Here is a 12,513-nt window from a genome sequence, read left to right on the forward strand (position 1 = left end):
GCGCCTGCAGCTGGATCCGAACGCGGTGGTGCAATCGCTGTCCGGGGGTATGCGCAAGCGTGTGGCCTTGGCCCAAGCCTTGGTCACCCGTCCCGATGTGCTCTTATTAGATGAGCCCACCAACCACCTTGACCTGAACGCCATCACTTGGCTGGAAGACTTGCTGATTGACTTCAAGGGCAGCGTGATCGCCATCACGCACGACCGGGCGTTTCTGGACCGCATTGCGACCCGCATTGTGGAGTTGGACCGGGGCAAGCTGCGCCCCTATCCTGGCAATTTTGCGCAATATCAAATTCAAAAAGAAGAGCAGTTGGCGCAAGAGGACGTGATTCAGGCCAAGGCCGACAAGTTGCTGGCCCAGGAAGAAATCTGGATTCGCAAAGGCGTGGAAGCTCGACGCACCCGCAGCCAAAGCCGCATCACACGCCTGCAAAACCTGCGTGGAGAACGTGCTGCGCGCCGCGAAAAAGTGGGCAATGTCCGGATGGAAGTGGCTTCAGGCGTTCCGAGCGGCAAGCTGGTGGCCGAGCTGACCGACGTCAGCAAAAGCTTCACCCAACCCGATGGCTCGGTGCGCACCGTGATCCAAAAGTTCACCGGCACCTTGCTGCGGGGCGACAAGATCGGTCTGCTTGGCCCCAACGGTGCCGGTAAGACCACCTTGCTCAAACTGATTTTGGGCGAACTTGAAGCAGACAGCGGCGAAGTGCGCCGTGGCACCAAACTCGAAGTGGCCTACTTTGACCAGATGCGCGATGCACTTGACTTGGACGCCACGCTGGAAGACTTCATCAGTCCTGGCAGTGAGTGGATCGAGATCGGCAATAAACGTCAACACGTCAAGAGCTATCTGGGCGACTTTTTGTTCTCGCCCGCCCGCGGCACATCGCCCGTGCGCTCATTGTCGGGTGGTGAGCGTAACCGCTTGCTGCTGGCGCGGTTGTTTGCGCGGCCTGCCAACGTGTTGGTACTCGACGAACCGACCAACGACTTGGACATCGAAACCTTGGAATTGCTGGAAGAGCTGCTGCAAACCTACGAAGGCACGGTGTTCTTGGTCAGCCACGACCGCGCTTTCATGGACAACGTCGTCACCGGCATCATCGCCTGCGAAAGCGCACCAGACCAGCCCGGTTTCTGGCGCGAATACGAAGGCTCGGTGCAAGACTGGTTGGTGCAGTCCAAACGCGCCCAAGCCATTCGTGCTCAAACCGCGCAACGCAGTGCAAGCGCACCACAAGCCACCACAGCCACGAGCACCGCTGCAACGCCCACACCTGCAGCGCCCGCAACCGCCGCACCGGCCCGCAGCAAGCTCAGCTACAAAGAGCAACGCGAACTGGCCGAGCTGCCCGGCAAGATCGAGGCACTGGAGAAAGAACAAGCCCTCACCCGTGCGCAACTGGCCGATGGCAGCGTTTACCAACGCGACCCCGGGCTGGCGCAACAACTGTTCAGGCGCGATACCGAGATCGACGATCTGCTGCTGACCGCGATGGAGCGCTGGGAAATACTCTCCAACCGCTGAGATCAAGCGCTGAAATCAGACGCTGGATTTCAGCCTCACAACAGGTCCTCACGCGTCTTGGCCAAGGCGCGCCAGAACCTGTCATCTTGCGTGCTGGCAAAGTTCACCCGCATGAACGAGCCCGGCCTGCGGTCAGCATGGAACAAGGAACCGGGGGCCAGCAGGTAGCCGGCGTCGTGCATGCGCAAGGCCAGCAGATCGGTGTCCACGCCCACATCGACCCAGCCGAAGAGGCCTTGGGGCGGTGCCACAAATTGGCAACCGTGCGCCAGCGCCAGCTTCACGCTGCGGCTGCGGGCGGCGTCCAACAACTGCGACAAGCGCTCGGTGTGCCGCCGGATGGCGCCTTGCTCCAGACACAGCGCCAGCGCCTTTTCAAACAACACGGGCGTGGTGAGCGTGGACAAGAGCTTGGTGTCTAAAAAAGCATCCTTCAGATCAGCCGGAGCCGCCAGGTAGCCCACACGCCAACTGGGCGCCAAGATCTTGGCATAGCCGCTGACATAAATGGTTTTTTGCAGCCCATCGAGCACAGACAAACGCACCGCATGCGCCGAGGCCATGTGCCCGTAGGTATCGTCTTCGACCACATGAAAGTTGTAGCGGTGCGCCAGGTTAACCAGCTGGTGCGCCACCGGCAAAGACAAGCCGTAGCCCGTGGGATTGTGCAAAACCGACACGCTGACCATCATCTTGGGCGCATGCATCTGGGCATAGCGCTCGACCACTTCTAAATCGGGGCCTGTCTCTAGGCGCGGCACGGGCAGGATGCGAACCCCCAAGTTTTGCAGCCGGGCAAATTCAATGGCCCAGCCAGGTTCTTCGACCATCACACAATCGCCGGGACGCAACAAAGTCCGGCTGATGATGTCCAGCGCATGGGTCGCCCCCACCGTGGTGATCAACTGCCCCGGTGCGGCGTGCATGCCCATGCTGGCCAACTTGGCCGACAAAATGTCGCGCAAACCCGTATCCCCCTGCGGCTCGCCGTAGCGCAAAGAAGACTCACGCAAAGCCGGACTGCTGACCACTTTGCGCAAAGCGGCCGACAAAAAATCGGCATCCAGCCAGTCCGGTGGAAACACCCCCATGCCCGGCTGCGGCTCGGCACTGGGTTGGTGGAACATGCCCCGAATCAGGCTGGCGGCATTCACAGGCGGCGGATGGGATGCCGCGCTTGCGGCCAAGGACGCTGCAGGCGGCATGCGCTGCGTCCGGTCCCGCACAAAAACCCCCCGGTTCGGGCGTGCCTCGACCCAGCCCTGCGCCACCAGCCAGTCGTAAGCGGCCACCACGGTCGATGCGCTCACCCCGTGCATTTGGGCGCACTGCCGCACCGAAGGCAAACGCGCACCCGAGACCAGCAACTGGTCTCGCATGCGCGCCACAAAGCGCTGAGCGAGCTGTTCGGTCAGAGGCTGGCTGGATTCACGGCTGAGCAAAGACATGGGCGGCATTCCAAAAGTGTGCGGTCAAGCAAAGCGATACAGTTTCCAAAATGATCTCACAAACTGTATTGGTACTGTACTCATTTCAGCACTACATTCAAAGCCATGACTTCTTCTGAACTCAGCGCCCTCTTGGTGCTCGCCACCGTGAGCAGCTTCACCCCCGGGCCAAACACCACCCTGTCGACTGCCATGGCCGCCAACCACGGCTTGCGGCACGCCATGCGCTTTGTGCTGGCCGTGCCGGTGGGCTGGGGCATTTTGTTCATCCTGTGCGCCACAGGCCTGGGCGGTTTGGTGGTGGCCTTCCCGCCCTTGCGCTGGGGCATCGTGGTGTTGGGCAATGCTTATTTGCTGTGGCTGGCCTCGCGTTTGTGGCGAAGCGGCAGCTTGCAACAGACCGACAGCAGCAAACTGCAGGTGGGCTTTGTGCAGGGCGTGGGTTTGCAGTTTCTCAACATCAAGGCCTGGATGCTGGCCCTGGCCATCGTGGCCGGGTGGATCGCCGGTCGGGATGACGGTGCCGAGCGCACGCTGCTGCTTTTGCCCATCATGGTGGCCTATGGTTTTGTCAGCAATTTGGTCTATGCCGTGGCGGGGTCGATGCTGCGGCATTGGCTGGCGCAAGGTCGCCGCTTGTTGATGTTCAACCGCTGCATGTCGATCGCGCTTTTGGGCACCGTGCTGTGGATCCTCAACGGCTTGCGCCAAAGCGCAGCCTGAATCGCACCACTCACGCCTTGAATCACATGACCGACGCACACACACAACGCGAAAACCGGGGGCTTTGGCTCGGCTTGCTGGGCGTGGTGATTTTTGCCCTCACCCTGCCCATGACCCGCTTGGCCACCGGCACGGTTGAAGCACCGCAGCTGTCCCCCTGGTTTGTCACTTTCGCACGCGCGGCGCTGGCGGGTGGTTTGTCGGCGCTGTACCTGCTGGCCGTTCGCGCGCCTTGGCCCAAAGCAGCACAACGCGGCTCTTTGTGGCTGTCGCTGGCTGGCAACGTGGTGGGCTATCCCTTGCTGCTGGGCTGGGCGCTGCGCCATGTGACCGCCAGCCACGCCGCCGTCATCACCGCTTTGCTGCCACTGGCCACTGCTGCGGCAGCCGCCTGGCTCATGCACCAGCGGGCACGCTGGGGGTTTTGGGTGTTTGCCGGTTTGGGCAGCGGGCTGGTGGCGGTCTACAGCGTGTTGCGCGCCATGCAAATGGGACACGGCGTTGGCCTGAGCTGGGCCGACACCCTGCTGCTGGGCGCGGTGATCGCCGCATCGCTGGGTTATGTGGCCGGGGCCAAGGTCACGGCCAGTCTGGGGGCCGAAAAGGTCATCAGTTGGGTCTGCGTCATGGCTTTGCCCATCACCTTGCCCGGCGCTTGGCTTACTTGGCCAGAACACGCCATTGCCCCCACCGCGTGGCTGGCATTGCTGTATGTCGGCGTGTTCTCCATGTGGGCGGGCTTTTTCGCCTGGTTTCGCGGCCTGTCGCTGGGCGGGCCTCTGCGCGTCAGCCAGACCCAATTGCTGCAACCTTTCATTTCCATCTTGGCCGCCGTCCCTTTGCTGGGAGAATCGCTGGATGCGATGACGCTGGGCTTTGCCCTGCTGGTGGTGCTGACCGTCTTCATGGGGCGGCGCATGACCAACACCCCAGCCACCCCAATAACCACAGTTTCAAGGAGCACAACATGAACTGGACCCTGGCCCAACGTGCCGAAAAAATGAACCCTTCGGTGATCCGCGAAATCCTCAAGGTCACCGAACTGCCCGGCATCATCAGCTTTGCTGGCGGCCTGCCATCGCCCCAGACCTTCCCTATTGATGCCATGCGCGAAGCCAGCGAACGCGTACTCAGCCAGGACGGCAAAGCCGCCTTGCAATATGCGGCCAGCGAGGGCTATGCGCCCTTGCGCGAATGGGTTGCGCAAGACCTGCTCAAGCAGGGCATGAACGTCAGCCCCGACCAAGTGCTCATCACCACCGGCAGCCAACAAGGTCTGGACCTAGTGGCCAAGATCCTGATCGACGCAGGCAGCCGCATCTTGGTCGAAACCCCCACCTATTTGGGCGCCTTGCAAGCCTTCACCCCGATGGAGCCCACCGTGGTGAGCGTGGACAGCGACGAGCACGGTGTGGACGCCGCCGATCTGCGGGCCAAAGTCGGCACAGGGGCCGACAAAGCCCGTTTTGTGTATTTGCTGCCCAACTTCCAGAACCCCACCGGTCGAACCATGACCGAAGAGCGCCGCGCTGCCGTGGCCCAGTTGGCCATCGAAAACGGCCTGCCGATCATCGAAGACAACCCCTACGGCGACCTGTGGTTTGACGCACCGCCTGCGCCCTCGCTCAGCTCGCGCCACCCCGAGGGCAGTGTGTACCTGGGCTCGTTTTCCAAAATCTTGGCCCCCGGCCTGCGCCTAGGCTATCTGGTTGCGCCCAAAGCGCTTTACCCCAAACTGCTACAAGCCAAGCAAGCGGCCGACCTGCACACGCCCAGCTTCAACCAACGTGTGGTGGCAGAGGTCATCAAGGACGGCTTCATTGACCGCCATGTGCCCACCATTCGTGCGCTCTACAAACAGCAGTGCGAAGCCATGCTGGCCGCACTGGACCGTGAAATGGCGGGGCTGGGCCTGACATGGAACCGCCCAGCAGGCGGCATGTTCCTGTGGGTGCAATTGCCCGCAGGCCTGAAAGCCATTCCCTTGCTGGACAAAGCCGTGAAAAAGGGCGTGGCCTTTGTGCCCGGCTCGGCTTTCTACGCCACCCACGAAGAAGGCGGTGCCAACGAAAGCACACTGCGCCTGTCCTTCGTGACGGCCACTGTGGACCAGATCAACACCGGCATGGCGGCGCTGGCCGCTGCGATCCGCGAATCACTTTAACGCACTGACCCGCCAAATTGCCGTCGAAAATGCCGTCCCGAGCCCTCTGCTGCCGCTCGGCCTAATGGGTCGATGGCGCTCTTGCCCAACACCAGACAAAACTACCGCCATGAAACAACGCGCATTCCAACAAGTCGATGTCTTCACCGACACCGCCTTTCTGGGTAACCCGCTGGCCGTGGTGTTGGACGGCGAGGGCCTGAGCGACGCGCAGATGCAGGCCTTTGCCGCTTGGACGCAGCTGAGCGAAACCACTTTTGTGTTGCCGCCCACGCCCGCAGGGGCCGCAGGCGGTGCCGATTACCGGGTGCGCATCTTCACGCCCGGTGCCGAATTGCCTTTTGCCGGGCACCCCACACTGGGCACCGCCCATGCTTGGCGACAAGCAGGCGGCCAGCCCCGGCAAAGTGGTCAATTGGTGCAGGAGTGCGGCGTGGGTTTGGTCACCTTGAAATCAGTCGATGGGCGTTGGGCATTTGCAGCGCCCGCATTGCAACGCCAGACACCCGCGCCAGCGCAACTGGCTGAGGTGCTGGTGGCACTGGGCCTGCATGCCAACGATGTGCTGGCCGCGCAAAACCTGAACAACGGGCCGCACTGGCTGGGCCTGTTGATCGACTCGGTGGACCGTTTGCTCGCGCTGGAGCCTGACCACGCGGCGCTCAAACGCCTGAACACCAAGGTCGGCGTGGCGGCCAAGCGCGAAGCCGATGCAGGTGGCCTGATCCGCCGCGCCAACCGCGAGGCACGCGCCTTTGCCGCTTCAAGCCGCATCCCCAACGACCCGACCGATCTGGAGGTGCGCGCCTTTGCTGCCCCTGTCGGGATCGCAGAAGACCCGGTGACCGGTAGCCTGAATGCATCGCTCGCGCAATGGCTGATCGCCGATGGCCACATGCCAGCGGCGTACAGCGCCCGCCAAGGTACGGTGTTGGGTCGTGCCGGGCAGGTGTTCTTGTCGCAAGACGCACAAGGGCAGGTTTGGGTGGGTGGTGATGTGGTCGGCTGCATCGAGGGCTCGGTAACGATCTGATCACCCCAGCGACAGATACAAGCGCCTAGGCTGCGCACAATGGTTGCCCATGGGAATACTCTATCTGGTCCGCCACGGACAAGCCTCCTTCGGGGCCGATGACTACGATCAACTCAGCCCGCTGGGCCATCAACAATCGGTGCGTCTGGGCGAATACCTGCGGCCCAAATTGCAGGGCCAGCCCATTGAGGCCGTGATGATGGGCAGCCTGAAGCGCCATCGCCAAACTTGGGAAGGCATTGCCGAGGGCGCAGGTCTGCCCCACATGCCTGCGGTCTGGCCGGGCCTGAACGAATACGACAGCCACGCGCTCATCGAGGCCATTCACCCCGAACCCCTGGCCAAACCCGACACGCCCGAGTTGTACCGCCACCACTTTCGCCTGCTGCGCGACGCCCTGCAGGCCTGGATGGCGGGCCACACGCAACCACGCAACATGCCCAGCTACGCCGACTTTGTGAGTGGCATCGAGGCGGCGCTGGACCATGTGCGACAAAACCATTCAGGCAATGTGCTGATTGTCTCCAGCGGCGGCCCCATCTCTACGGCTGTGGGCCGGGTTCTGGGCACGCCGCCCGAGACCACCATCGAGCTGAACCTGCGCATCCGCAACACCGCGCTGACCGAATTGGTGTTCACCCCCAAGCGGCACATGCTGCTGACTTACAACACGCTGCCGCACCTGGATAACGACGCACACAAAGGATGGATCACGTTCGCCTGAAACGTGGGGTGCGCTCACGGCCAAGCGGCTCGCCACAAGTACATTCCCTAGGCAAAACCGCTTCGATTTGCGGGCAAAATTAATTGATGAACAGTTCGACCACTTGGCTGGCCCTGATGTCTTCAGAGGGTGGCATCCAGATCACCTCCACTCAAGCTGCTGACGCCGACCAGCTGGCGAGGGAGTTGACGGCGCTGCTGGACAAATGGGCGCTGGCCTCGGCGGTGCAAACCTTGGTGGTGCCCATGCAAGGCACTCAAGTTGCCCTGATCTGCAACCTGCGAACTGAGTTTCGACAGCACTGCATGCCCGGGCACGACACCTTGGCTTTGCACGACCGACTCGGCCACAGCCAGCACACCGACAAAGCGTGGGCTTTAGAGCGCGAAATCTGGGTGACCTTGCTGGGCTCGCCACACCGTTTTCAGTTTGCCACCCTGGCATCGCTGACATCGCACATCCGGGTGCGCCGCAACATGGCACTGGCCGCCCAGAAAACCACGCTGGCCTTCAAAACCGAAGCGGCCGAACGGCCTCAGGCTTATTGGCAAGATGGTGGTGACGACGCAGGCTTCATTCTCCAACCCGGCTGCTGTCTGGTGGACGCGCTGACCGCCGCCACACAACCCGACATGACCGGAAAACTCTACGATTTTTCTTGCTACCGGGCCACCGAATATGTGATCTTGCTGGGCATCGCGCAAGAGCTGAAAACAGAGCATCCCGAACTGCTGGCCCAGTTGCAAAGCCTCAATGAAGTCCATGCCGTGCGCTCAGGTCAATTCCATGAGCTCTATCTGATCGAGTACGGCAGCATGGATGCACCTTTGCCCGCCCGTTTTTATGTGCCCGGCGATCGGCTGTGGTTTCGCAACCCGGATGAGCGTTCATCCGACGTCACAGGCTACGAAGGCTCTTGGGTCATGTACATGGGCGGCGGCTTGTTCAGCAACTTCTGGAAGCGCGACACGCCCTTCACGCTAGAGTCCAAAGCCATCGAAATCTTCCACTGGAAAGACGGCGTTTACACCGATGCCCAAGGCGAGCTGCAAATGGATGAATCGGTGGTCGAGGCGCATGTGGCCCAAACCCAAGCCAACCCCCAAGCCACCGCCAACGTGTTGGAGCGCATGCTGCGCATGCGCGACCCCAAAGGGGTTTATGCACAAGGCGGTTGCATCGACACCACCCGCGAGTACCCCAAAAGCGTGAGCCGCGACCACTGCGAACTGGTGCCGCCCACATTCTGAGCGCCCGACCCGATCAGCGACCGGATCAGCCGATCTGGTCGGTCAGCGTGTCGGACGGCAAGCGGTCGATTTCACCCAACAACTGCGCCAGGGCCCGGCCTGAGGCGTCCAACAAAGCCTGGCCTTTTTGCACGGTGGCGGCGGCCGCATTGCCAGCAGCACCATAGCGGTTGTAGTCTTGCATTTGCCAGCCCAGCTTGGCACTTTTGCCGTTGCCCAGAATCTCGAAGCGCTCAGCGCGGTCTTGCGAGGTGGAGCGAAAATTTTTCGCCTGGTCCATGCGCACACACTCTGGGCGCAACGCCCGCATCATCGAGGTTTCGGCATCCCCCGCGTGCACGCCGAATCGGTGTTCGTCGGCGCTGAACAGCGCGTTCACATCGCCGCCCTGCGCATCTCGCAGCGGCAAATTGAACCAACTCACGCTGTAAACCAACAGGCCCAAGCGGGCACGCAGGTCGCGTGCCACGATGTCCATGACGCTGACTTGTCCACCGTGGGCATTGAGCAAAACCAGTTTGCGGATACCGCTGGCCGCAACCGACTCACCGATGTCGGTCCACAGTCGGATGACGGTTTCGGCCTTCAGCGTCAAAGTGCCGGCAAAGCGGGCGTGCTCAGGGCTCAGGCCCACCGTTTGGGTGGGCAAAAACAAAGCGGGCAAGTCGGCTGGCAAGTGCGGCAAGCAGGCCGCCACCACACCATTGACCAAGTCAGTGTCGACCGACAGCGGCAGGTGCGGGCCGTGTTGCTCGGTCGCCGCGACGGGCAGCACGGCAATGGCCTGGTCCAGCGCCAGCGCTTGGAAATCGGTGGTGGTCCAGTCGGCCCAGAAACGCGAAGGGTTTTGCATGGGGCCATCTTAATTGAGCTTTGGCACGCCGGGGCGGTGTACAGTGCCCTTCTCAGAGCCCCCGCCTGCGGTGATGGGGGCTGAAATCAGGAGTTGATGTTGAAGGTTTTTGCGTTTTTTCGTGACGGGACTGCTCGCCATAGGGTGGTCGCTAGGCTTGGCTTGACCTTGCTCTTTGTCTTGGCAGGTGCAACTCAGCCCAGCCTGGCTCAAACAAGTTCGCTGTTTTCGTCCAAAGCCGCATCCTCTAGCGTCCCGGGCGTTTCGGCCTTGCTGCCCAAGGCCAGCAACGTGGTCGTTACCGACCAGGTGCGGGCCGAGCTGTTGGTGCATGCACCCCAGGGCATTCAAGCCGGACAAACGTTCTGGCTGGGCCTGCAGATTCAGCATCAACCGCATTGGCATACCTACTGGCAAAACCCCGGTGATTCGGGCTTGCCCACACGTTTGCAGTGGCAGCTGCCTGCGGGCTTGCAGGCGGGCGAGATCGCCTGGCCTTTGCCTAAAAAAATCCCGATTGGTACGCTGGCCAACTACGGCTACGAAGGCAAGCTGCTGCTCGCCGTGCCCGTGACGGTGAGCGCAGACTTCCAGTTTCCGACCCAAGGTCAGCTGCCGATTCAGCTGCAAGCCGAATGGCTGGTGTGCCGCCAGGAATGCATCCCACAAGAAGGCCAATTTGCACTGAACCTGCCCTCTGCCGCCCCCCAAACGCAGCAAGCAGCGCTGTTTGAAGCCACCCGAAAGCTCAGCCCCCAGGGCTTGCCCCAGCGGCAACAAGGCAGCACCTGGATCACGGGCGGACAAACCACCGTGTCTGACAACGGCCAGCAACTCAACTTGCGCGTGCACGGCCTGCCAGCGCAATGGCGCGGCCAGCAACTCAGCGCTTTTGCGGTCACGGCCAGCGTGGTGCACAACGCCGCAACGCAGGGCAAAGGCTGGACACAAAGCTGGCAAGGCGCCGTCTGGAACGCCAAAATCCCGGTTTCTGAAGAACGCGGCGACAACCCGCAAACCATGCGCTGGGTGATCGCCCAAGGCCCTGAATCTGCACCCCAGGCCCCGGCTTTTGAGATTGCCACGCCCGTGCAAGGCACTTGGCCTGAACGGCAGCCACTGGCGCCTGTCGAAATATCACCTGCGCTGGCCAAAGCCCTGGCCGACAACGCCCGCATCGCAGACAAGCCCCTGGCCAGCCAGCCCACCACCGCGCTCAGCCTGACACTGGCCATTTTGGGTGCCCTGCTGGGCGGCTTGTTGCTCAACCTCATGCCTTGCGTGTTTCCGGTGCTGGCCATCAAGGTGCTTGGCTTTGCACAAACCAACGCATCACCAGACACCGCACAGGCCCAACACCGCGCCGCCGGGCTGGCTTATACCGCGGGCGTGGTGCTGTCTTTCATGCTGCTGGGGGGCCTGATGCTGGGCCTGCGGGCAGCGGGCGAGCAACTGGGCTGGGGCTTTCAATTGCAATCGCCGCCTGTGGTGGCTGGTTTGGCCCTGTTGTTCACCCTGTTGGGCTTGAACCTGGCGGGCGTTTTCGAGTTTGGTCAGATGCTGCCCAGCAGCTTGGCTTCCCTGCAAAGCCGCCACCCCACGGTGAACGCCGGTTTGTCAGGCGTGCTGGCCGTGGCCGTGGCATCGCCCTGCACCGCGCCGTTCATGGGCGCCTCTTTGGGCTTGGCCATTGCGCTGCCCGTGTGGCAAGCGCTCATGGTGTTTGCCGCCATGGGTGTGGGCATGGCTTTGCCCTATCTGGCGGCCAGCGTGTGGCCCGGCATCGCCCGCGCACTGCCACGCCCCGGTGCCTGGATGGTGGTGTTCCGACAGGCCATGGCGTTTCCGATGTTCGCCACGGTCATCTGGCTGCTCTGGGTGTTGGGACAACAAACCGGCATTGATGGTGCCAGCGGCCTGTTGGCATTGTTGCTGACCGTGGCCTGGCTGGCCTGGGCCTTGGGTTTGGCGGGCCGCACCCGCTGGGTCATGAGCGGGCTGGCTTTGAGTGTCTTGCTCTGGCTGGGCAGCAGTTGGTTGCCCCTGGCTTTGCGTGAATCCCCGGTCAGCGCCATTGAAAGCAATGGGACGAATACCAGCGCCAGCGACAGCGTGAACAAACTGGACCACAACACCAACCCATGGCAAGCCTGGAGCGCTTCGCAACAACAAGCCCACTTGGCCGCTGGTCGCTCCGTGTTTGTGGACTTCACAGCCGCTTGGTGCGTGACCTGCCAGTACAACAAAAAAACCACCCTGGCCCATGCGCCCTTGTTGGCCGACTTTGCGGCCCGCAAGGTGGTGCTGTTGCGGGCCGACTGGACGCGACGCGACCCGGCCATCACCCAAGCATTGACAGACTTGGGCCGCAGCGGCGTGCCGGTGTATGCCTTGTACTCGCCAAACCAAGCCGTTGTGCTGTTCTCTGAGTTGCCCAGCGTGGCCGAAGTGCAGGCGGCGCTGCAAAAGCTGCCGCAATAGCCGCGCACAGCGGCTGTGGGAAGGGGATGCTCGCGAATGCCCGCACAGCCCCCTGTCCACAGCCTGCGACAATCGGGGCATGAGCACCTCTTCTTTTGCCCCCCTCCAAAACGACACCTTCTTGCGCGCCTGCCTGCGCCAAGCCACCGACCACACACCCGTGTGGCTGATGCGCCAAGCGGGCCGTTATCTGCCTGAATACCGTGACACCCGCGCCAAAGCCGGCAGCTTCATGGGCCTGGCCACCAATGTCGACTACGCCACCGAAGTCACCCTGCAGCCACTCGAGCGCTACCCGCTCGATGC

General features: G+C 62.2%; 11 protein-coding genes (1 of these 11 only partly in view). 9 read left to right on the forward strand and 2 right to left on the reverse strand.

Translation table 11 applies throughout. From position 1 onward, the window contains the following. Positions 1-1,531, forward strand: the 3' portion of a protein-coding gene (locus tag BN3544_RS07730; RefSeq protein ID WP_019429157.1) for an ATP-binding cassette domain-containing protein. 395 nt of this gene lie to the left of the window's left edge; only the last 1,531 of its 1,926 coding nucleotides appear in the window; its start codon lies off the left edge, out of view; its stop codon occupies positions 1,529-1,531. A gap of 35 nt (positions 1,532-1,566) precedes the next feature. On the opposite strand, the gene BN3544_RS07735 is transcribed toward BN3544_RS07730, so the two are convergent. Beyond that, complete coding sequence (locus tag BN3544_RS07735; protein WP_026036498.1) at positions 1,567-2,973, reverse strand: aminotransferase-like domain-containing protein; 1,407 nt, start codon at positions 2,971-2,973, stop codon at positions 1,567-1,569. A gap of 111 nt (positions 2,974-3,084) precedes the next feature. Here BN3544_RS07735 and BN3544_RS07740 point away from each other — a divergent pair, with 111 nt between their 5' ends. The 6 genes from BN3544_RS07740 to BN3544_RS07765 all read left to right on the forward strand — a co-directional run bounded on the left by BN3544_RS07740 (position 3,085) and on the right by BN3544_RS07765 (position 8,873). Next, complete coding sequence (locus BN3544_RS07740; protein WP_019429155.1) at positions 3,085-3,702, forward strand: LysE family translocator; 618 nt, start codon at positions 3,085-3,087, stop codon at positions 3,700-3,702. A 26-nt stretch (positions 3,703-3,728) separates the two neighbouring features. After that, a complete protein-coding gene (locus tag BN3544_RS07745; protein WP_019429154.1) occupies positions 3,729-4,673 on the forward strand; it encodes a DMT family transporter in 945 nt (314 codons plus the stop codon). Next, positions 4,670-5,866, forward strand: a complete 1,197-nt coding sequence (locus BN3544_RS07750) for an aminotransferase-like domain-containing protein (RefSeq protein ID WP_019429153.1) — start codon at positions 4,670-4,672, stop codon at positions 5,864-5,866. Before BN3544_RS07745 ends, BN3544_RS07750 begins: the two co-directional genes overlap by 4 nt. A 109-nt stretch (positions 5,867-5,975) precedes the next feature. Then, positions 5,976-6,899, forward strand: a complete 924-nt coding sequence (locus BN3544_RS07755; RefSeq protein ID WP_019429152.1) for a PhzF family phenazine biosynthesis protein — start codon at positions 5,976-5,978, stop codon at positions 6,897-6,899. 49 nt (positions 6,900-6,948) lie between these two features. After that, positions 6,949-7,623 carry a histidine phosphatase family protein gene (locus tag BN3544_RS07760; protein ID WP_019429151.1) on the forward strand — a complete coding sequence of 225 codons (675 nt, stop codon included), beginning with the start codon at positions 6,949-6,951 and terminating at the stop codon, positions 7,621-7,623. An 86-nt stretch (positions 7,624-7,709) separates the two neighbouring features. After that, positions 7,710-8,873, forward strand: a complete 1,164-nt coding sequence (locus BN3544_RS07765; protein WP_019429150.1) for a hypothetical protein — start codon at positions 7,710-7,712, stop codon at positions 8,871-8,873. Between the two features lie 25 nt (positions 8,874-8,898). On the opposite strand, the gene BN3544_RS07770 is transcribed toward BN3544_RS07765, so the two are convergent. Then, positions 8,899-9,726 carry a creatininase family protein gene (locus BN3544_RS07770; protein WP_019429149.1) on the reverse strand — a complete coding sequence of 276 codons (828 nt, stop codon included), beginning with the start codon at positions 9,724-9,726 and terminating at the stop codon, positions 8,899-8,901. 162 nt (positions 9,727-9,888) lie between these two features. Here BN3544_RS07770 and BN3544_RS07775 point away from each other — a divergent pair, with 162 nt between their 5' ends. Continuing rightward, positions 9,889-12,207 (forward strand): protein-disulfide reductase DsbD family protein, encoded by a 2,319-nt coding sequence (locus tag BN3544_RS07775; protein WP_019429148.1) that lies wholly within the window; start codon positions 9,889-9,891, stop codon positions 12,205-12,207. A 79-nt stretch (positions 12,208-12,286) separates the two neighbouring features. Then, on the forward strand, positions 12,287-12,513 hold a 227-nt coding region (locus tag BN3544_RS07780), incomplete at its 3' end, for a uroporphyrinogen decarboxylase family protein (protein WP_304438456.1).

The sequence above is a fragment of the Limnohabitans sp. Rim47 genome, assembly GCF_001517545.1.
Classification (GTDB): domain Bacteria; phylum Pseudomonadota; class Gammaproteobacteria; order Burkholderiales; family Burkholderiaceae_C; genus Limnohabitans_A.